The organism is Acinetobacter stercoris, from assembly GCF_900323515.1.
In the GTDB taxonomy this organism is placed as follows: Bacteria; Pseudomonadota; Gammaproteobacteria; order Pseudomonadales; family Moraxellaceae; genus Acinetobacter; species Acinetobacter stercoris.
In genome coordinates, this window is sequence record NZ_OOGT01000046.1 from 1 (window position 1) to 21956 (window position 21956).

Consider the following 21956-nt stretch of genomic DNA (forward strand, 5'->3'; position numbering starts at 1 on the left):
GTTATATTATTGAATAATAATAAATTTTTTAATGGCATAAAGCTTGCTAATACAACAATGCAATTTAATTCGGGAGACAAAGCCATGAGTGAACCTAGTCTATTCAAAATCAAAAATATTCGTCTAATCGGGCAAAAAACGTGTGAACTGTATATGGAAAATGTGGAAACCTTGTCGATTAAAGGTTGGGTGATTAACTGCAATGATGTTTTTATTCATCAGTTTCATGAGCAGTTAAATAACCTGTGTCAGTCTGATAACCCATTTTATTCTTTACTTCAGTTAAAGCAGTATCACAAAGTAGAAGTTTTATGTTAAGCCTAAATTGATAGGTGGTATTTAAAGCAATACCACCCATTTTCTTTTTTATTTTTATAACTATAAAAGTTTCCTGATAGGAAAAAAAAATTTAAAAAACTATGGACGATCAGGTAAAATTACTCTATAAATTACTATTAAGAAAATTAATTTCCTATAGGGAAACTTTTTCAATGCAAATTGTTGTCATCCGTCATCACGTTTAGGACTTACCATTGAGGAATTCATCATGTCCCACGATCAAACCGAACAATACATTTTAAAAATTAGTTGTCCTGCAGCTTCAGGTATTGTGTCTGCAGTATCAAGCTATTTGGCAGGTAATAATTGCTATATCAGTGAAATGTCACAATACGATGATGAAACAACCGGATATTTTTTTAGTCGCATTGTTTTCCGATTTAGTGATGGCAAAGGCAACATTGACGAGCTGAAGCAAAATTTTGCTGAGGTAGCAGAAAAATTTGGTATGAAAGCAAGCTTTTATGACAAAAAAAATCCAATGAAAGTATTAATTATGGTCAGTAAATTCGACCACTGTTTGCTGAATTTATTGTATCGCCATCATAAAGGTGAACTGGATTTTCAGATCACAGCCATTGTGTCTAACCATCTGGATTTACGACCAATTGCCGAGCGTGAAGGCATTCGCTTTATCTATTTGCCAGTGACCAAAGAGACTAAACAGCAACAAGAACAGCAATTGATAGACATCGTGGATGAAACCGGTACGGAACTGGTGATTCTAGCGCGTTATATGCAAATCCTTTCCAATAATCTATGCATGCAACTTTCTGGTCGTGCCATCAACATTCACCATTCATTTTTGCCAGGTTTTAAAGGCGCCAAACCATACCATCAGGCTTATGAGCGTGGTGTCAAACTGATTGGTGCAACAGCGCATTTCGTGACCAGTGATTTGGATGAAGGACCAATCATTGAGCAAGAAGTACAACGTGTTGATCATGCTTATTTACCGGATGATTTGGTATCTATTGGCCGTGATACAGAAACGGTGGCACTCTCTAAAGCAGTGAAATATTTTGTTGAGCACCGTGTATTTATGAATGATAACCGTACGGTGGTATTCAAATGAACTTGAGCCTATTACAGCAAGATGATGACAAAATCATTGATGGTAAAGCTACCGCGCAGCAGGTGTTGGATGAAGTCAAATACGAAGTTACCGAAATGAAACAGCGGGGCATCGCACCTTGTCTGGCGGTAGTTTTGGTGGGTGAAGATCCAGCAAGTCAAGTGTATGTCCGTAACAAAGTTGAAAAAACTGAATTTGTTGGCATGCGTTCTTTGGAATTCCGTTTTGAAACTGATCTGAGTCAAGAGCAGTTGCTTGCCAAAATTGATGAACTGAATGCCGATGCAAGTGTGCATGGCATTTTAGTGCAGTTGCCGTTACCAAAACATATTGATGAAACCGATGTGTTACAGCGGATTGACCCGAAAAAAGATGTCGATGGTTTTCATAGTGAAAATGTCGGTGGTTTGAGCCAGGGGCGCGATGTGCTTACGCCATGCACACCCACTGGATGTATTCGTTTGTTAAAGGATACTTTGGGCAATGATTTGGCCGGTTTACATGCTGTAGTAGTAGGACGTTCCAATATTGTCGGTAAACCAATGGTTGCTTTGCTTTTAAAAGAAAACTGCACGGTAACGGTGGTTCATTCCAAGACTAAAAATATCCAGCAAGTGTGTCAACAGGCCGACATCATAGTTGCTGCAGTTGGGCGCCCAAAAATGATCACGGCATCTTATGTCAAAGCTGATGCAGTGGTAATTGATGTCGGGATTAACCGGATTTTGGAGAATGGCAAAAACCGTCTGGTTGGCGATGTTGATTTTGATGATGTGCTGCCAAAGGTGAGAGCCATTACCCCAGTACCAGGTGGTGTAGGGCCAATGACTATTGCCTATTTAATGAAAAATACCTTGCATGCTGCCAAGTTGCAATACGCTGAATTGTAAAACGAAATTATCCGAATGATTACAGGCGTTTCAAACGTCGCGGAGGAGTGTACCCATGCCTTTTGGTCTACTGAAGTATGGATTGAGCCATGAATATCCTGTGGAAGTGGATTTGCCTCCACCCAAGGAACTGAAAACTCATTATGACGTTGTCATTATTGGAGCTGGTGGGCATGGTTTAGCCATTGCTTATTACTTGGCAAAATACCATGGCATTACTGATGTTGCTGTGCTGGAAAAATCTTATCTGGGCAGTGGCAATATCGCACGAAATACTGCGGTGATTCGCTCGAATTATTTAACCTCTGAAGGTGTAAAGTTTTATGCCGAGTCGGTAAATTTATTTAAAAACTTGTCCAATGAGTTCAATTTCAACATTATGTATTCTGAACGTGGACAGTTGACTTTGGCACATACCGATTCAACGGTACGTGCTTTCCGTCAGCGCGCGGAAGTCAATAAACATTTTGGTGGCCGCACGGAAATGATTGACCGTCAGCAGATTAAAGAACTGGTGCCATGTCTGAATCTTGACCCAGCACATTTGCCAGTTTTGGCAGGTTTATGGCATATCGATGGGGCAACTGCGCGTCATGATGCCGTGGCATGGGGCTATGCCAAAGAGGCTGCAAAACGTGGCGTGGAAATTCATCAGCTCACGGAAGTCAAAGATTTTGTTGTTGAAAAAAACAAGGTTACTGCGGTGAAAACTAACCGTGGCAACATACAGTGTGGATGTGTGGTGCAAGCTATAGCTGGTTCATCTTCTATTTTAATGAACAAGCTAAAAATCCGTGCTCCAATTCATACGTTCCCATTACAGGCCATGGTGTCTCAGCCATTTAAACCGTTCATTAACCCATTGGTGAGTTCATCTGCATTGCATTGTTATGTACAACAAACCAGTCGTGGAGAAATTGTATTTGGCGGTGGTTCTGACCCATATCCATTGTACAACACACGTTCAACACTTGATTTAAAAGAAAGTTTGCTGGCGCATGCCATTGAAATGTTCCCATTTATGGCGAACGTGAAATTAATGCGGCAATGGGCAGGCATAACCGATATGACACCGGACTATAGTCCGATTATGGGGAAATCTCCGTATGACAACTATTATCTCGATGCTGGTTGGGGGACTTGGGGCTTTAAGGCAACCCCAATTTGCGGCAAAACCATGGCAGAACTGGTTGCAACGGGTTGTACGCCTGAGTTGATTGAACCATTTGCGCTAGAACGTTTTAGCCGTTTCCAGCAAGTTAACGAAATGGGCGCAACTGCGGCCAGCCACTAAGGAGCAGATCAGATGAAAATTATGCATTGTCCTTTAAATGGTCCTCGCAATATTAGCGAATTTACCTATGGTGGTGAGCTCAAGGAAATGATTGACCAGAATACTTGTAGTGATGAGGCATGGGCAGATTATGTTTTTAATACCAGTAATATTGCAGGGGTGGTACTCGAATGGTGGATGCACACGCCAAGTAGTTATTGGTTTATCGCCGAACGTCATACGGTGACCGATGAAATTTTAAGAACCTTTGATGCCAAAGAACTATTTGCACAACGCGTCGAGTTTTCTGCTCCTGAAGTGGTAGCAGTAGTCACACAAAAGGAGTCATTGACATGAGCCAAAGTCAAACTTTACAACGACTACCTTTACCTTATGGTAGCTTGATTGACCGTCAAACAACTATTGAGTTTGAGTTTGATCAGCAAAAAATTACTGGTTTTGCCGGTGACAGTATTGCCAGTGCCTTACTCGCTCAGCAGCGTTGGGTGATGTCGCGTTCATTTAAATACCACCGTCCGCGTGCGCCGTTGACTATGGCAGGGCAAGATGCTAATACCTTGATTCAACTGCCGCATGAAGCCAATGTGTTAGCAGACACCATAGAAATTAGTAATAACCTAATGGTATCTGGACAAAATTTTTCTGGCAGTTTACTTAAAGATAGTAATGCTTCATTGGGGAAATTTTCCAAGTTTATGCCAGTAGGGTTTTATTATCGGTCGTTTTTCAAGCCGAAGGGGGTCTGGAAGCTGTGGGAACCGTTAATCCGGAAAAAAGCAGGCCTAGGTGTTGTTGACTTAAATTTTCAGCCTGAGTACTACGACAAAGTATATTTATTTACCGATGTCGCGGTAATTGGTGCGGGACCAGCAGGGTTACAAGCCGCACTGAGTGCAGCAAATGACGGTGCCAAAGTCCTGTTGATTGAACAAGAGAAAATTCTTGGTGGTAGCTTGAACTATGCGCGTTTTGATTTGGCAGGTAAAAAAGCCGCTGAGTTACGTACAAAACTGGTCAGTGCTGTTGAACAACATAGCAACATTACTGTGATGAAACAGGCTGTGTGTAATGCATGGTTTACCGATCACTATCTGCCAGTCATTCAAGGCAAACGCATGTACAAAGTACGTGCTAAACAGTGTGTGGTGGCGAGCGGCAGTTTTGATCAACCTGCTGTGTTTCGCAACAATGATTTACCAGGTGTAATTTTAACCAGTGCTGCACAGCGATTGATAAAACTATATGCTGTTAAACTGGGGCAACGCATTGTGATTCTGACTGGTAATGACGATGGTTACTACGCAGCACTGGATTTTATTGAAGCTGGTTTAAATGTTGCAGCCCTAGTTGACTTACGTGTAACAGCAACCAATAAACATTTGCAACAAACTGTGCAGCAAAAGATTCAATGCTATATGGGGAGTACTGTTTATGAAGCTTTGCATGATAAAAGTATGCACCGTGTAACGGGTGTCGAAATTCGTAATATCGTCAGCGAGGGGCAAGTTGGCAGTGATGTGAAAAAACTGGATTGCGATGTGCTCTGTATGTCTTCTGGCTATATGCCTGTTTATCAATTGTTGTGTCAGGCAGGTGGTAAACTGAGTTATGACGAGCAAAAGGCAGAATTTAGCATTTCAGGACTGCCGCATGGTTTACATGTCGCAGGCTCGGTCAATGGCGTGCATCATATTGAAAATGTATTAAGTGATGCTCACTACACTGCACAGTTAGCTGCAGCTCAGGCTTTAGGACAGGCTGCACCACAAGATCATCCTGTGATGCTCAGCGAAGCAGCTGTAAATTTTCCGTGGCCGATTTTTGAACATCCTAAAGGTAAAGAATTTGTCGATTATGATGAAGATTTGCAAATTCGTGACATCGTGAATGCGACCAAATGTGGTTACCGAGATGTGCAATTGGTGAAACGCTTTTCAACTGTAGGGATGGGGCCATCGCAAGGCCGTCATTCTGCTTTGCCTACAGCTCGGTTAGTGGCGAAGTCGACTCAGCGTAGCATTAGTGAAACTGGTGTAACCACAGCACGTCCACCATTTACTGTTGAAAAACTGGCGCATGTGGCAGGGCGTGGGTTTGACCCGTACCGACAAACTGCGATGCACAGCCGCCATCTTGAAGCTGGTGCGAAAATGATGCCTGCGGGCAATTGGCAACGTCCAGCCTTTTATGGCAATCCAGACGAGCGCCTGAAAAATATTGCCAATGAAGTCAATAATGTACGGCAGAATGTGGGCATTATTGATGTATCTACTCTAGGTGGTCTAGATGTTCGTGGGCCAGACAGTGCTGAATTTTTAAATCGACTGTACACCTTTGGTTTTACCAAATTGCCAATTGGAAAGACTCGCTATGCTGTTATGGCAAATGAACATGGTGTCGTGATTGATGACGGTGTAGCGGGGCGTTTAAGCGAAAATCATTTTTATGTGACTGCAACCACCAGTGGCGTTGATCGTATTTACCAGCAAATGCTGAAATGGAATGTACAGTGGCATTTAAATGTTGATATTACTAACGTTACCACAGCATTGGCAGCTGTTAACATTGCAGGGCCAAAATCACGCGAAGTAATGAAACAGGTTTGCCATGATGTCGATTTATCCAATGAAGCATTTCCGTATTTAGGACTCCGTGAGGGAATGATTTACGGTATTCCAGTGCGTATTTTACGCGTTGGTTTTGTGGGTGAGCTGGGCTATGAAATTCATTTTCCAGCACGTTATGGCGAGTTTATGTGGGACAAACTCATGGAAGCGGGCAAGCCTTTCAATATGCAACCATTTGGTGTGGAAAGTCAGCGATTACTGCGTTTGGAAAAAGGACACATCATTATCAGCCAGGATACAGATGGCATGACCCATCCACAAGAAGTTGATTTGGGTTGGGCTGTAGCGCGTAATAAGCCTTGGTTTGTTGGCAAGCGTTCGATTGCGATTTTAGAAACACAACCATTGAAACGTAAACTGGTGTCTTTTGTACTGGATAAGTCTCAAGAACAACCGCTTGAAGGACATATTGTGCTCGACGGTGAAAATATCTCAGGTAATGTCACTTCCTGCGAATATTCACCGACTTTGGACAAAATTATTGGTCTGGCTTATGTCGGGATTAAGCAAAGTGAAGTTGGACAGCAATTTCAAATTCGTGTTGAGAAAGGTGCGACTGTACTCGCGACTGTGGTGAAAGCACCATTTTACGACCCACAAAACCAACGTCAGGAGGTTTAAGCAATGCAAACTTTATATGATGCACAGCGCAGTCCGATTGCAAAAACGGTTGCTGCCTCGCTTTACCAACCTTTTGGTCAGGGCAAAAAGTTCCTGAAAAATGCAACAACAGATACCGAATCGCAAATTCAAAAATCTGCCATTGTGGATTTAACCAATCTTTCTCGCGTTGGCTTTCGCGGGCTCGATGCAGCGACGTATTTGAGTAGTTTGGGGTTTCATTCACCTGATGTTCCAAATTGTGCTGTACAGCAGGTGGATGGGAGCTGGGTCGTACGTTTATCTGCGACAGAATATTTCTTGCTAGGTTCTCTCAATGATTTTGGTGAACGAATCAGCCAGCTAGAAAATGGCTGGGCAATGGATGATCGTGCAAACTATTTATTACCACGTCAGGACAGCCATGCATGGTTGCAACTGACCGGAAATACTGCGGCATGGGTCATGGCAAAACTTTGTGCAGTCGATTTATCAAGTGAAGTTTTTGTCGTAGGGCAAGTTGCACAGACTTCTGTGGCTCGGGTCAACGCAATTGTGATAAATGTGAGTGATGCTCAAACGCAAAAATTCAATATTCTCTGTGATCGTGCAGCTGCTTTATATCTGTGGGAAGTCTTGCAAGATGCCATTGCTGAATTTGACGGCAAGGTGGTCGGTATAGAAGGGTTATTGTAAGCTGGTTGCCCATTTCAACACAAGACAGGTATAGGCTGAAGTCTATATCTGTTTTTTATATACAACTGCAGAATATAAAAGTGATCAATAGGTTGTAGGTATTTGAAATGAAATACTTTGTCTAAGATAAAGTATGTGTTTTTAGTTGAAGTACAATAGAGTTGTTGGCAGGCGGGGAATTGTGTGTATCATTACAGTAGTTGAATAAAACTCCACCATTTTTAATAGATGCTCATTTTAGAGGAGTTATATAATGAAATGGAATATTACCGAAGTCAAACCAATTGAATATCATCAACTTTAAGTATAATTTCAAGATGGCGCGACTAGTCTTGTAACGTTTCTTTAAAGGTGTATTTGCAGCCTTAATTAGTCGACCTGACTTGAAGAAGTTGTTATTGAGTATGGTGCAATCACTTTAGAAAATGAATTAGATTTGGCACCAGCTGCTTTATATGAAGAAATTCCCAAACATGTTGAATCTGTTCTAGCTTAAAGAACAAAAAGCCTGAGATATTTCTCAGGCTTTTATCCGATCAATCATTATAAGCCCGTTCATTATGATCACTAATATCTAAGCCACGTTGTTCTGCTTCATCAGATACGCGTAAGCCAATTGTTTTATCAATGATTTTCATAATAATAAAAGTAAATACACCACAATATATGACTGTTAACAGAATACTTGAAGCTTGTGCAATCAATTGATTTACGACATTTACATCCTGATTACCACCTAAGGCTGGAATACAGAAAATACCTGTCAAAATACAACCTACCATTCCACCTATACCATGTAAGGCAAAAACATCTAAAGCATCATCAAAACCAAATTTGCGTTTTAAGCCAGTGACCGCAAAGAAGCAACAAATACTGGTAATAATGCCAACAGCAATTGCACCTAGTGGCCCAACATAGGCTGCGGCAGGCGTAATGCCAACCAATCCGGCAATCGCTCCGGAAGCCAATCCCAATGAAGTCACATGTTTCAAAATTACTTTTTCAATGAGCATCCAGCCGAAAATACCGCCACAAGTTGCAATCATGGTGGTGAGCAAAACCAAACCAGCTGTAGTGCTGGCTGCCAATGCAGAACCAACATTAAAACCAAACCAGCCTGCCCAAAGGAGTGCTGCACCAATCATGGTATAGACCAGATTGTGTGGTGGCATGGCTGTTGTCGGCCAGCCACGACGTTTACCTAGCACAATTGCACCTACCAATGCAGCAACCCCTGAATTGATGTGTACGGCTGTTCCACCAGCAAAATCTAAAACACCCCAATTGTGCATAATAGCCCCCGAGCCACCCCATACCATGTGCGCCAATGGGCCATAAACCAACGTCAGCCATAAGGCACCAAAAAGTACGGCTGCTCCAAACTTGATACGTTCTGCAAAACCACCCAGTGCAATACATGGCGTAATCATCGCAAAAGTTAAGCCGAAGGTTGCTAGAACGTATTCAGGTATGCCTGCTACAAGTGTCTGATCATTTATCCCTGCAAAAAATACTTTGTTTAGGTTACCGACAAAACTATTTAGATTTAAAGTGCCTTCGGTCATATTGCTGGTATCTGCTACAAAACTGTAAACAAAAGCTACCCATAAAATACCGACAACACTAGCAACGGCAAAAAATTGTGAAAATATAGACAAGACATTTTTTGCACGAATCATTCCACCATAAAAGAGGGCCAATCCGGGAATGAACATGATCAGAACTAAAATAGCCGAGATCATAATCCACACTGTCGATGCAGCATCAAAGGATGCATCGGCAGCAAAGCAATAAGTGGGTAAGGTCATCAGGCAACCAAGCAGCATTTTTTTCAACGCATTGGAAATCATGCATTTACTCCCATATTCTAAGAAAAAGCTCTGTCATTTAATGTGTCCTTCGGTTGAAGGAATTACTTGTATTCCTTTTGAGAATATTAATTTCTTATTGTTAAAGCAATTCTTGTACCATGATTATTTTTTAGATCATAAAATATTTAATATATTGTTTTATATGAATTTATTTTTTGTGTTAAGCAAGGAGATATTTTTTATATTGATCGATATTAAAACATTTATATGTCATATAACTAATTTTTAAGTAAGGTCTTTTGCGGTTATCAATCGTGCGACAACGACAGTTAACCGCAACTGGCAAGAGTTTATTCTTCACCTGGCCCATAGTTCATGACAGAAAGTAGGCGAATAGGGACTTTAATTAACTTCTCTGGACCATGCGGAATTTCACCTTCCAGTGTTAGACAATCCCCTGGTTGCATATGAAAGACTTCGTGACCATGCCGATACATCAATTCACCTTCGACCAAGTACAGCATTTCAGTACCGGGGTGAGCAAAGGTTGGAAACTCCTCACTGGCATCGTCCATACTCACTAGATAAGCCTCAAAGTTTTTACGCGGACCTCTAGAATGGGTCATAAGCTGGTAAGTATGTCCTTTTTCCGTACCACGACGCACCACTTCCATCCCTTCCCCAGATTTTACCAACATGGCGTGGCTTTCTTGCTGGTCATATTGGGAAAATAATGTCGACATGGGCAAGCCCAATACTTCACAAAGACGGCTGAGAGTTTCAAGACTGGTAGATACTTGAGCATTTTCGATTTTGCTCAGCATCCCTTGGCTAATTCCGGCAATTTGTGCAACTTCCGACAATTTCAAGTCTTGTGCTTGGCGATGACGTTTAATTTGAATACCGATGTACTGTTCCAGCTTCAAGCTGTTCTTTGTTTGTCTCATTATGGTTCAACTCTGCACTGTTTTTGATAGTTCACTTCGTTGGATTTTACTAAAAACATTTCTGTCATGTTGAAAAAATTAAAAATCATTTTAATAAAAAAATATTCTTTATGGGAATATTTAGTATTTATTTACTTTAGCTCATTTTTTAATGAACTTTGAACAAAGTTGGCAAGAGATTTGCTTTCGTATTAGTAAATAAAATTTCTTGCTATGAAACTTGTGTTGATGTAAAAGTATATCCATGCAGTTTTCAAGCCAAACATAATTTTTGTCATATCAGGAGTATGCCAAATGTTGCAGCAGGCTGTTAAGGAAGTGGTTGATCATGACAATGTCATTAATCGTCCAATGTATCGACCCGAAGTACAAAAGGTTATTGACCAATTTCATTTAAAATATGTGTTGGCTCAGTTTGTTGATATTCATGGAGCAGCAAAAACCAAATCGGTACCAATTTCAGGATTGAAAGCAATTGAAAAAGATGGGGTTGGTTTTGCAGGTTTTGCTATTTCAGGAATGGGGATGCAACCACATGGCCCTGATTTTATGGTGAAAGGGGATTTATCGACTTTAACCCCTGTGCCGTGGCAACCGGGTTATGGACGTGTAGTGTGTGAAGGCTATGTCAATGGTCAGCCGCATCCATATGACACACGTTATGTACTGCGTAAGCAGGTGGAACGTTTGAGTGCAAAGGGCTGGACTTTAAATACTGGTCTGGAACCTGAGTTTAGTCTGTTTCGTCGTGGTGAAGATGGAAAACTCAAGGCTGTAGATGATTCTGACAATCTGGATAAACCTTGCTATGACTATAAAGGGTTATCTCGTTCTCGTGAATTTTTGGAGCGTTTGACTGAAGCTTTGATTCCGGTTGGCTTTGATATTTATCAAATTGACCATGAAGATGCCAACGGTCAATTTGAAATTAACTATACCTATAGCGATGCCATGAGTTCGGCAGATATGTTCACTTTCTTCCGCATGGCGGCTGGTGAAATTGCCAATGATCTTGGCATTATTTGCTCCTTTATGCCAAAACCGGATCCGAAACGGGCAGGCAATGGTATGCATTTTCACCTTTCTATTGGCAGTGATGAATCAAGCAATTTGTTTCATGATGCAAGTGACCCAAGTGGCATGGGCTTATCAAAAATAGCCTATCACTTTATTGCGGGGTTACTGGCGCATGGGCCTGCTTTATGTGCGTTTTGTGCGCCAACGGTCAACTCATATAAACGTTTGGTGGTTGGGCGTTCTCTATCGGGAGCGACTTGGGCACCAGCCTTTCTGGCTTATGGTTCAAATAACCGTTCGGCAATGGTACGTATTCCGTATGGTCGTATCGAATTGCGTCTACCAGATGCAGGTTGTAACCCATATTTGGTATCGGCAGCGATTATTGCAGCAGGTTTAGATGGTATTGAGCATGAACTGACACCACCGCCTGCATGCAATGAAAATCTCTACACCTTGGGTTTAGAAGAAATTGCTGCGCGTGGCATTGCTACCTTACCGCAATCATTAAAAGAGGCTGTGGAAGCTTTAAAAGCTGACCCATTGTTTAAAGAAACATTAGGTGCAGAAATTGTCGATGAGTTCATCGAGCAAAAGAGCATGGAGTGGGTGGAATACTGCCGCCATGTGTCTGACTGGGAAGTTCAACGTTATACCGAGTTCTTCTAAGAACCTGCATAACCCAATAAATCAAGATGAAATGATTGGAGAAATCATATGTGTGGAATCGTCGGCTTATATTTAAAAAATCCTGCACTTGAATCGCAACTCGGTAAATTGTTTGAACCGATGTTGGAGTCTATGACAGGTCGTGGTCCTGACAGTGCAGGCTTTGCGATTTATGGTGATGAAGTGCAAGACGGTTGGGTTAAATTGACGTTGCAAAGCACTGAAGAAGAATTTAACTGGCAGGCTTTTATAGAAAAATTACAAGCAAAATTGGGCGCAGGTTTTGACTGGTTCCAAAATGCCACTGCGGCGGTATTAAAAGTTGGATTGGATGAAGCAACTGTACGAGCTGCCATTGCTGAACTGGCACCACAACTAAAAATCATGAGTGTAGGGCAAAGCATTGAAATTTTAAAAGGCATGGGCTTACCTGTTGAAATTTCTGAACGTTTCGGACTAGCAAAAATGAAAGGCAGTCACATTATTGGGCATACCCGCATGGCTACCGAAAGTGCCGTAACGATGGAAGGCAGTCACCCATTTTCAACTGGCGCAGATTTGTGTTTAGTCCATAACGGTTCTCTATCTAACCATGCACGTTTACGCCAAGAACTAAAACGTGAAGGCATTACTTTTGAAACAGATAACGATACGGAAGTGGCAGCAGGCTATCTGACTTGGCGTTTACAACAAGGTGATAACTTGGAACAAGCCTTGAATCATGCACTTGATGATTTAGATGGATTCTTCACTTTTGCAATTGGCACCCGCGATGGTTTTGCAGTGATTCGTGACCCTATTGCTTGCAAACCAGCAGTGTTGGCTGAAACAGATGACTATGTGGCTATGGCTTCTGAATATCAGGCATTGGCGTCATTACCAAATATTGATAAAGCCAAAGTGTGGGAACCGGAACCAGCGACTTTATACGTTTGGGAACGTAGCGCATAACAATATTTGCAAAATGAGGAGAATCAAATGAATACAGTATTGGCAAAAGTCGAACATATCAGCAAAGACACTTATGATTTAAGCAGTGACAGCATTCGTGAATTAAATCAGGCACTTCACATCCCTGAAACTGTTGCGGAAATACAAAACTGGACAGTGAAAAATCCAGGTGGACAACACAATATCGCTGTGGGCATTAAAGCACCAGTTAAAGTCGTTATTGATGGTCATGCAGGTTATTACTGTGCAGGTATGAACCAAGAAGCAGAAATTGTGGTGAATGGTAATGTTGGCGTGGGTGTTGCAGAAAATATGATGTCAGGTTCAGTCCATATCAAAGGCAATGCTTCACAAGCTGCAGGTGCAACTGCTCATGGTGGTTTATTAGTTATTGAAGGTGATGCAGGTGCACGTTGCGGCATCTCTATGAAAGGGGTGGATATTGTTGTTGGAGGAAGCATTGGGCATATGAGTTGTTTCATGGGACAAGCAGGTCGTTTGGTAGTTTGTGGAGATGCAGGCGATGCTTTGGGTGACTCACTCTATGAAACTCGTATTTATGTTAAGGGTACGGTGAAGTCTTTAGGTTCCGACTGCATTGAAAAACAAATGCGTCCTGAACATGTTGCGGAGCTTGCAGAACTCTTAGAAAAAGCAGGGTTTGACGAAGATCCAACTGCATTCAAGCGCTATGGTTCCGCACGTCAGCTTTATAACTTCAAAGTTGACAACGCATCGGCTTACTAAAACGTATCGGAGAATAAATCATGACTCAATCAACTACACAATTTGAACCTGTACTTCGCGAATCTGCTACGTTTGACCGTTTGACGATTCAGGAAATTCAACGTGCTGCGGCAACAGGTATCTATGACATTCGTGGTGGGGGAACTAAACGTCATCTTCCACATTTTGATGATTTGTTACTACTTGGTGCAAGTATGTCACGTTATCCACTTGAAGGTTATCGCGAAAAATGTGGAACCGATGTGGTACTCGGCACACGTTTTGCCAAAAAACCAATTCACTTAAAAATTCCTGTCACTATTGCGGGTATGAGTTTTGGTGCATTGTCTGCCAATGCCAAAGAATCTTTAGGTCGTGGTGCTTCTATTGTAGGCACATCAACCACGACTGGTGATGGGGGGATGACACCGGAAGAACGTGGTCATTCACAAACTTTGGTTTATCAATATTTACCATCGCGTTATGGCATGAATCCAGATGATTTACGCAAGGCCGATGCCATTGAAATTGTCCTTGGGCAAGGCGCAAAACCGGGTGGTGGCGGTATGTTGCTTGGTATGAAAGTGACAGAACGTGTGGCCGGCATGCGCACATTACCTGTCGGTGTAGATCAACGTTCTGCCTGCCGCCACCCAGACTGGACAGGGCCAGACGACTTAGCCATTAAGATTGCAGAAATTCGTGAAATCACCGATTGGGAAAAACCAATTTATGTGAAAATCGGAGCAAGTCGTCCATATTACGATGTCAAACTTGCGGTAAAAGCTGGTGCAGATGTGATTGTGCTAGATGGTATGCAAGGTGGAACCGCAGCAACACAAGAAGTATTTATTGAACATGTCGGTATCCCAATCTTACCAGCTATTCCTCAAGCTGTTCAGGCACTTCAAGAAATGGGGATGCACCGTAAAGTTCAACTCATTGTTTCAGGTGGTATTCGCACAGGTGCAGACGTTGCTAAAGCTATGGCTTTGGGTGCAGATGCAGTTGCAATTGGTACAGCCGCACTCATTGCACTGGGTGATAACCATCCACGCTTAAATGATGAATTGAAAAAAATTGGTTCAGCTGCTGGTTATTATGATGACTGGCAAAATGGTCAAGATCCGGCAGGGATTACAACTCAAAATCCGGAATTAGCGAAAAATCTTGATCCAATTGAAGGTGGTCGCCATTTAGCCAACTATTTACGCGTGTTAGTACTTGAAGCCCAGACCATGGCGCGTGCATGTGGTAAATCACATTTACATAATCTTGATCCGGAAGATTTGGTGGCTTTAACAGTTGAAGCGGCTGCTATGGCTCGAGTTCCACTAGCAGGAACCAACTGGATACCGGGACAAGTGTTAGGTTGACTTTAGTAATATTAAGGTCCATTTTTGCACTCATTATAAGAGTAGTGAGTGCAAATTATGAAAAAAATCAATAAATATCCTTTTGCCAGTGATCACGTGAACAAGGAAAAAATATAAATAATTATTTATGGTTGAAACTGTAGGTATCCGTAGAGGTTAGAATATTTTTCAGGGATACTTGTTGAAACTTTTTATAACGCCAAAGAAGTATTATGTGAGTGGTGATTAGTAGAATATAAGATTATCTATCTCTCCTCTTTGAAATAGGTTGACAATTATTTTGGATAAAAACCTGGTGAATTTTCTTGGACATTTTATATTTTAATGAAAGATGAGAAATAATAGTGTGACAAATATAGAGGCATTTAGTATCAGTGAAACTAGCTACCACTAATCAGTGAGCCAAATTAAGTGATGATAATGCCTTAATTGCAAAATAGCTTATTGGGGTGTCTGCTGAAAATACAGATAGGGGTATCGCACTATTTGTAGTAATTTTTTTGAATACGTTTTTTTGTATAAATTAGCATTTAAATTTATTTATCATTTGGTGATAGGTAATCCCCTCGAAAAATAAAAGGATCAAAAAGTAGAATTGTACCTTAAGGTATAGGCAGGAGATTCTGCATGAAAACTTCTAAATTTACTAACCGTCAGATCATGTCCATCTTGAAGCAGGCTGAATTTGGAATACCGCTTGCCACCCTTATAGTTGGGGGAGTAAACATCTATTTGACTCATTGGAGCAAGTGTAAGACTACGTTGTTACAAAGTGGTTGTAGTATTACAACTATCAGTGACCGCACAAAGCAAAAGGGGGTAAACTATCTTTAATAGTTGTTTAGCCTTTACTTTAACTTCAGTTATTTATGGGAGGATTATCGGAGCAAACGAAACAGAGTTTATTTTACAAGAACTTTTAAGAATTGTTTTATTCAGTCGGTTATTGTGATTATGAAAATAGTTCAATTGTGGTTGAGTTTCCTTTTATAAAATTAAAAATATGTTTTAAGTCTATTTTCCCCATTCTTCAAGGTGGAGTTCATTGCAAATCTACAGTTAGTTATAAAAGAGGAGCATCGTGTTAATTACGTTGCTATCAGTCGTGCTAAAAACAGACTTTTTATTTCTGTAGTCATTAGAAGTTGCAGATGGGTCTAAGTTTAGTGAGCACTTTGAGATTGTTAGATGTTAGACATATATTTTTAATGAAAAGTTATTGTTAACTATAACCATTTATTGCTTATAGTTAATTTTGCAGATATACCAGTTTTTTTTGCCAGTAGGCGTGTGTACTTGAATTTCATCATCTACAGATTTGCCTAGACAAGCCTTCGCTATGGGTGACTGGAGAGAAATATAGTCTTTACGGCCATAAATTTCTTCATCTCCAACGATACGGAATTTGATGGTTTCACCATCATCATTTTCTATTTCAACCCATGCCCCAAAAAAAACTTTTCCATCTTGTTCAGGACTGTATTCTACTTTATGTGCAACTTCAAAAAGTTTGGTTAGGTATCTGATTCTACGATCAATTTCCCGTAATTTTCTTTTGTTGTAGTGGTAGTCTGCGTTTTCCGACCTATCGCCGAGACTGGCTGCCCATGACACTATTTTAGTGATTTCAGGGCGTTCCTTACGTACCAAATCATTTAGTTCATTTTGCAAGCGTTGATAGCCTTCAGCAGTTAGCAATTTACGATTCAAGACAAATACTCCAAAGTTTTACGAAAGGCATTCAATGTAGAAACTTTAAAAACAGGCTTATTCGGCTCATCCACAAGTTCATTATACTTGGTAGGTCTAAAATTCCATTTTTTTGAAACTTTGTGGATAATATATTCCAAAGCTCGAACCTCTTGCTCTGACAGCTTAAAAGCCTGATCAGACATCATATGCTTATGATCATAAATATCAATCCTTTGTTTTGGGGAAATCATTTCTCGAATCATTTGTTGGGCTTCTTTGAATTGAGATGCCATAAGAATATTTCTATAGATTTATCTATAGCAAAGGCTTTGCTTTAAAACAGATTGATGATGAAGTTGAGGTAATTACACCTCCTGGTAAAAAGTTGTGGTATATATCAACTCGATTCGTTATGAAAAGACTGAAAGCCTATAAGAATAGATAAAAGTGTTTTTATTTTGAACATTTAATCTGTGAAAGGAATAAAAATATTTGCCAAGTCGGGTTTTTATTTATATCATAGCCGCCATTGGAAGCGTGGCAGAGCGGTTTAATGCACCGGTCTTGAAAACCGACGAGGGTTCACGCCCTCCGTGAGTTCGAATCTCACCGCTTCCGCCAAATTTTGAAAAAAGCCCTTGTTTTTGCAAGGGCTTTTTTCTTGCCTATACTTCTGTCCCACATAAAAACCCACATAAAATTTTGGATTGGAATATATCAGAATAGACTCTATTGGATAAAGATTGTGGGGAGTCTAATGAGTTTCTAATAAGAAGAGCTGAAAATAAACTGGCAGACACAATAAAAAATAGTTTGATCCTCTGGATTCTTTTAATTCAGACTTCAGATAAACTTAAGTTAAATGGAATAGTTGATACTAGCAAAAAGCTAGTATCAATTTTGATATTAAAATACTTTCATAAGTCTAAGGTTGATACGATTGTCTTCTTTAAAACCATTTTCTACCCTGAGATCACGACCATAATTTAAAATAACTTGTGTTGTTGCTGTAGGTGAAATTCCAGTACCAATCCAAAATTTGGTTTGCTTATTTGAATCTGTAGTTACACCATTTTGTTTTATATCTCCAGCATCACTGTATGATAGTCCAGCACGCAAATCAGCAATATCAGTTAAACGATATCTGGTATTAGTTTGAACTTGAAAGCCTAAATCTTGTTTTAAGCTTCCATTTATAACATCATCATTCTTACCATAAATAGTAAAATCTCCAGCGATATCCCAGTTTAGACGATCTATAAGTTGGGTTGTATAAGCCCCTTGAACAGTCAGCTTGACCCGATTCTCACCAAGATTCAAATCATCATATTTTGAGTATTTTCCTGTTGGCAAATAGAGATAGGGTGTAATACCAAATGTCGATTTTGTATCTTTATCATGATAAATAAAGAAAGTATTTGCTAAAATAATATCGCCTAAACCAGTGCTGCTTCCTAAAGAAGCGATATCTTTTCCAGCATCTAGACGTCCAAATGGCACTAGAATTTGTGGTGCGATGTGAAGCCCTGCAACATCCATATAGTGTACATAACGTGCAATACCAATATCGGATTTGAGTTCGACATTATTTGATACGCGATCATTTCCATTATAAAGTGAATCTCTGGAAGCATGTTGGTAGTAGAGCATAGCTAAATTTGTGCCACTAGGCGCATAGTCATAATCGCCAGCATCCAGATCGACTGCATATACATTTTGTAGAAATAGCAATCCTAGAAGGCTAGTTGCCAACGTATGTATTTTTTTCATAACGGTTCCTTGTCTGACATCAAAAATATGATGTTATTGACTGAGTAAATTTTATTAGCATGATGACCTAAGCCAGATTTTGGCTTAGGAATAATTTGAATTTTTAATGATTTAGAGAATTGACAGCTTTTTCAAAAGCAAGGAATCCGTTATAGGCTGTCGGATCAACAAATGGGAGTGTCTGAGTTGCCCAATACCCGCCAATATTGTTTTTAATATCAATCCAATAATAGAGATTTGCTAAACCACACCAGCCGATTGTACCTGCCGGACGACCTGAGTCAGTCACTTGTTCATTGACCATAAAACCAAGTGTCCAGCCTTTTTCAGCTTCAGGATAGATATTGACGTCATTGGACAAAGTAGGAATCGAGCCTGGTAAATTTTTCATGGCAATATCTGCTAAGCCATTATTAAGAGCCAGTTCAAGTGTACTTTCTTGAAGTAAACGCTGACCGTTGACCTCGCCACGATTTAGCCAAAGGCGAATAAATTTTAAATAATCACTGACCGTAGAATAAAGACCATGCCCACCCATATGTACTTCTGGTTCTTGTGGCAATATGAAATCTGAGTCTGCTATCAAACTGCCATCTGCTTGGCGATGATGCATACTCGTACGACGTTCAAGCATAGAGGGTGTTAAGGTAAATGCAGTATCATTCATTTCTAAAGGGTTAAAAATTTGTTCCTGCATGAGTTGACCAAGGCGTTTGCCACCAATTTTTTCTGTGACTAATCCAGCCCAATCAATATTTGAACCATATTCCCATTGTGTGCCTGGTTCAAACAATAAAGGGGTTTTTAAAGATGCTTTTGATGAAGTGATGACACTTGGATAACCATGTTCAGAAGTTAGCTTCTGATACTCAGGATTAAAAAAATCATACCCCATACCAGCTGTATGTAATAACAGCATTCGAGTAGTTACATCTATTTTCGGGGCTTGGAGAATAGGTTTACCCTGAGGATCAAAGCCATGAAGAACCTGAAGTTGACCTATTTCAGGAATATACTCTTTAGCAGGGGCATCTAAATCAAGTAGTCCCTTTTCGTATTGTTGCAACGCCACAGTCGTTGTAATTGCTTTCGTAGTTGAAAAAATTGCGAATACACTATCATCCGTCATTGCAGTATGTGTTGAAATATCACGCTCACCTGCATGATTTAAATACAGAGTTTCATCTTTATTTGTAACCCCTGCTACAACTCCTGCAACAGGATGACTGTTTTTAACAACCTGATCTAAGATAGGATCGAGAATTTGCTGTAATTGCTGTTTCATGAAGAAACACTCCATTCCATTTGAGTTATTACTTAATCGATGTCATATGACAACATCTTTAGTCTAAAAAGGAATGTTTCAACGGCTCTACCGCAAATAGGCAAGCTTTATCGAAAAACGGCAATTATTTGATAATCAATATCTATTTTTTAATGTCTGTGAGGGTAATTCATTGTATATCTGATAATAGTTACGAGCAAAGTCACCTAAATTGAGATAACCACAAACCAAAGCAATTTCAGTTACTGTCTGTTCTGGTGATGCTTCTAATAATTCTTGTCTTACTAAAGTCATACGCATATTTCGCATAACTTGGGCTGGGCTAGACTGTCGATATTTTTTAAAACCACTGGATAAGCTCCGAATACTGATTCCAATTGCTTGTGCAATTTCAGCAATGGTAGGGCTATAACGTAGATTTTCACGCATATATTGCTCAGCGCGTTCGATAAATTTAGGTGTGATCCATGTTTTTTGATTTAAATCTATATTTGCTCGGATCGACCATTCATTGAGAATATGCAGACCAATCATTTGTTGTAAATGTTCACCTGCTTTCTTTTTTAATTGTGCTAAAGGAATTTCCGAAATACTTTTACTTAGATAGGTCAGTAATGATAGCCAGCTTGAATCACTCCCCCCGAAAAAAGTTTTAAACTGCCACATGTGAATAGGGGCTTCATGCCCAAAATTTGCAACGACCAAACGGGCTAATACATCATGTGGAATGGTCAAATTCAACTGTAAATGTTGTGGATCGAAGTGCACAGCATAATCATCTGTTTGGCTACAATCGACAATAAAAGACTCGCCGATGTTGGTTGTCTGCCAATTATTTGGGGAAATCGCATGATTTCCATGCCCCTCGATTGTGGTCAGAAGAATAATATGACCTTTATCTTGATTCCATTGATCAAGATAAACGGGAATGCCATATTTAAAACGAGTGACAATCATATCTGCTACAGATACCGAATGCATACTTGAGTTTGGCAATAGTCCCTTACCTACAGGTTGTGCATTGTAGGGCATATAGACTTGATCTGACCAATTTTTAATTTCATCCCAGTCTATTGAGGTATTTTTATGCGCCTGAGGAATGTATCCTCCTCGGCAATCTTGAATTAAGCTATCTTGTAACATCACAACAACTCCATGTTATGAAAAAAGTAACTCTCCCACCTAAATTTTTAGGTTGCTACTTTTTGTTCTACTCTAGACATATCTAATGTCACTGAAACTAACGTAAAACATCTTATGTGAAATGCTATTTGCTAATTTAATATGAAAGAAACAGTCTGTCTATGAATGGCTGTTTCTTATGCTGCTTTACTCTTTTTTCAGTTTAAGCTATTCGATAATTTGGGTCTCAAGACTCAACATACGGATGTTTTACACAAGCAATTTGCCTTCAATTCAAATGATCATTAACCATGCAGGAAACTCCCAGATTTACTCACTGAGATCATTAACAAAGAAATTAGTTAAGATGGAGAGCTTTCTGTGAGTTGAAAGTTTTCTCCATCAATACCATGCTTTTTGCACAGATTTTCATAATGTTCTTTTGCGGATGTCTCTTTTAAAAGTTTTTGCTTTAAATCAAAAGCTTCAGTTTTGAGCCGTTTGATTTCTGAAAGGTTCTTGCAGATTTCATCATTTAACATTTTAAGCTTGATAGCCTTGGTTTCGATTTCAACTTTGGTTTTGTATTGAGTCTTTTGGTTGAGGTATACATTGACCAGATATTCAATGACAATTTCTTCTTTCTTCCATCCATTCATATTTTTGAGATACTGAATTTGAGTTGATAACTCTTTTGTGAATTGATACTGTTTTTTGATTAAATGGCTTTCATTTTGTTCTTTTTTATATTTTAGAAATCGTTTTTTGAGTTGGTTAAAACATTCAAGTGAAACATAAATAGAAAGACCATTTGCTAAGATTGCTTGTTGAAAAGTGAGCAATACATCTTGGGGAATATTTTGGTTGAAAAATTTTGATTCACTAATAAATGTGAACCCTTGCTGATTGTTTAAATATTTTATAAGACCATCTGGTTTTTTACATTCTTTATCTAAAAACTCAAATTTAAAATCTACATTCGTATTACACCATTTGTTTAAATCTTGCTTAGGACGACCTATTTTCATTTTTTCTCCATCAATTTATTGATTACTTTTATTTAATTAAT

The 21956-nt window shown here is 39.8% G+C and carries 20 protein-coding genes, 1 tRNA gene and 1 pseudogene; 14 read left to right on the forward strand and 8 right to left on the reverse strand.

Translation table 11 applies throughout. The annotated features are described in order from the left end of the window. The 7 genes from KPC_RS06950 to KPC_RS06980 all read left to right on the forward strand — a co-directional run. Nucleotides 1-318, forward strand: a 318-nt coding sequence (locus KPC_RS06950; protein WP_322873890.1) for a hypothetical protein, incomplete at its 5' end; no start/stop codon positions are given. Between the two features lie 229 nt (nucleotides 319-547). Further along, the gene (purU, locus tag KPC_RS06955; protein ID WP_121973683.1) at nucleotides 548-1414 is read left to right on the forward strand and encodes a formyltetrahydrofolate deformylase; all 867 of its coding nucleotides are present in this window, start codon (nucleotides 548-550) and stop codon (nucleotides 1412-1414) included. Further along, nucleotides 1411-2304: a bifunctional methylenetetrahydrofolate dehydrogenase/methenyltetrahydrofolate cyclohydrolase FolD gene (folD, locus tag KPC_RS06960; RefSeq protein ID WP_121973684.1), complete on the forward strand. Its 894-nt coding sequence runs from the start codon at nucleotides 1411-1413 to the stop codon at nucleotides 2302-2304. The genes purU and folD overlap by 4 nt, the downstream gene beginning before the upstream one ends. Nucleotides 2305-2359: 55 nt before the next feature. Further along, complete coding sequence (locus tag KPC_RS06965) at nucleotides 2360-3598, forward strand: FAD-dependent oxidoreductase (RefSeq protein WP_121973685.1); 1239 nt, start codon at nucleotides 2360-2362, stop codon at nucleotides 3596-3598. Nucleotides 3599-3610: 12 nt separating this feature from the next. Beyond that, nucleotides 3611-3934 (forward strand): sarcosine oxidase subunit delta, encoded by a 324-nt coding sequence (locus KPC_RS06970; protein ID WP_121973686.1) that lies wholly within the window; start codon nucleotides 3611-3613, stop codon nucleotides 3932-3934. Further along, complete coding sequence (locus KPC_RS06975) at nucleotides 3931-6846, forward strand: glycine cleavage T C-terminal barrel domain-containing protein (RefSeq protein ID WP_121973687.1); 2916 nt, start codon at nucleotides 3931-3933, stop codon at nucleotides 6844-6846. Before KPC_RS06970 ends, KPC_RS06975 begins: the two co-directional genes overlap by 4 nt. Before the next feature lie 3 nt (nucleotides 6847-6849). Continuing rightward, nucleotides 6850-7521, forward strand: a complete 672-nt coding sequence (locus tag KPC_RS06980) for a sarcosine oxidase subunit gamma (protein ID WP_121973688.1) — start codon at nucleotides 6850-6852, stop codon at nucleotides 7519-7521. Between the two features lie 536 nt (nucleotides 7522-8057). Here the strand turns inward: KPC_RS06980 and KPC_RS06985 are convergent. Beyond that, nucleotides 8058-9371 carry an ammonium transporter gene (locus KPC_RS06985; RefSeq protein WP_121973689.1) on the reverse strand — a complete coding sequence of 438 codons (1314 nt, stop codon included), beginning with the start codon at nucleotides 9369-9371 and terminating at the stop codon, nucleotides 8058-8060. 311 nt (nucleotides 9372-9682) lie between these two features. Continuing rightward, a complete protein-coding gene (locus KPC_RS06990; protein WP_121973690.1) occupies nucleotides 9683-10279 on the reverse strand; it encodes a helix-turn-helix domain-containing protein in 597 nt (198 codons plus the stop codon). A 294-nt stretch (nucleotides 10280-10573) separates the two neighbouring features. Here KPC_RS06990 and glnT point away from each other — a divergent pair, with 294 nt between their 5' ends. The 5 genes from glnT (at nucleotide 10574) to KPC_RS07015 (ending at nucleotide 16179) form a co-directional block, all read left to right on the forward strand. Further along, on the forward strand, nucleotides 10574-11965 hold the full coding sequence (gene glnT / locus KPC_RS06995; RefSeq protein WP_228212185.1) for a type III glutamate--ammonia ligase: 1392 nt from the start codon (nucleotides 10574-10576) through the stop codon (nucleotides 11963-11965). 48 nt (nucleotides 11966-12013) lie between these two features. Further along, on the forward strand, nucleotides 12014-12916 hold the full coding sequence (locus KPC_RS07000; protein ID WP_121973691.1) for a class II glutamine amidotransferase: 903 nt from the start codon (nucleotides 12014-12016) through the stop codon (nucleotides 12914-12916). A 27-nt stretch (nucleotides 12917-12943) separates the two neighbouring features. Beyond that, nucleotides 12944-13663: a GltB/FmdC/FwdC-like GXGXG domain-containing protein gene (locus KPC_RS07005; protein ID WP_121973692.1), complete on the forward strand. Its 720-nt coding sequence runs from the start codon at nucleotides 12944-12946 to the stop codon at nucleotides 13661-13663. 20 nt (nucleotides 13664-13683) lie between these two features. Next, on the forward strand, nucleotides 13684-15018 hold the full coding sequence (locus tag KPC_RS07010) for an FMN-binding glutamate synthase family protein (RefSeq protein WP_121973693.1): 1335 nt from the start codon (nucleotides 13684-13686) through the stop codon (nucleotides 15016-15018). Nucleotides 15019-16053: 1035 nt separating this feature from the next. Continuing rightward, a complete protein-coding gene (locus tag KPC_RS07015; protein WP_121973694.1) occupies nucleotides 16054-16179 on the forward strand; it encodes a 3'-5' exonuclease in 126 nt (41 codons plus the stop codon). A 75-nt stretch (nucleotides 16180-16254) separates the two neighbouring features. Here the strand turns inward: KPC_RS07015 and greB are convergent, their stop codons facing one another. Then, nucleotides 16255-16728 (reverse strand): transcription elongation factor GreB, encoded by a 474-nt coding sequence (greB, locus tag KPC_RS07020; protein WP_121973695.1) that lies wholly within the window; start codon nucleotides 16726-16728, stop codon nucleotides 16255-16257. Beyond that, nucleotides 16725-17003: a gamma-mobile-trio protein GmtX gene (gene gmtX, locus KPC_RS07025; RefSeq protein WP_228212186.1), complete on the reverse strand. Its 279-nt coding sequence runs from the start codon at nucleotides 17001-17003 to the stop codon at nucleotides 16725-16727. The genes greB and gmtX overlap by 4 nt, the downstream gene beginning before the upstream one ends. Between gmtX and KPC_RS20895 the strand changes: the two are divergent. Together KPC_RS20895 and KPC_RS07030 are read left to right on the forward strand one after the other, a co-directional pair. Further along, nucleotides 17004-17145 (forward strand): annotated as a pseudogene (locus KPC_RS20895) (GreA/GreB family elongation factor); the annotation flags it as partial. 96 nt (nucleotides 17146-17241) lie between these two features. Next, a tRNA-Ser gene (locus KPC_RS07030) sits at nucleotides 17242-17331 on the forward strand. A 285-nt stretch (nucleotides 17332-17616) separates the two neighbouring features. On the opposite strand, the gene KPC_RS07035 is transcribed toward KPC_RS07030, so the two are convergent. From KPC_RS07035 to KPC_RS07050, 4 genes are all read right to left on the reverse strand, one after another. Further along, complete coding sequence (locus KPC_RS07035) at nucleotides 17617-18480, reverse strand: transporter (RefSeq protein WP_087553307.1); 864 nt, start codon at nucleotides 18478-18480, stop codon at nucleotides 17617-17619. 103 nt (nucleotides 18481-18583) lie between these two features. Then, nucleotides 18584-19765, reverse strand: a complete 1182-nt coding sequence (locus KPC_RS07040) for a serine hydrolase domain-containing protein (RefSeq protein ID WP_121973696.1) — start codon at nucleotides 19763-19765, stop codon at nucleotides 18584-18586. Between the two features lie 135 nt (nucleotides 19766-19900). Further along, nucleotides 19901-20908, reverse strand: a complete 1008-nt coding sequence (locus KPC_RS07045) for a helix-turn-helix domain-containing protein (protein ID WP_121973697.1) — start codon at nucleotides 20906-20908, stop codon at nucleotides 19901-19903. 341 nt (nucleotides 20909-21249) lie between these two features. Further along, nucleotides 21250-21915, reverse strand: coding sequence for a hypothetical protein (locus KPC_RS07050; RefSeq protein WP_087553310.1), 666 nt, complete (start codon nucleotides 21913-21915; stop codon nucleotides 21250-21252). Nucleotides 21916-21956 lie beyond the last annotated feature (41 nt).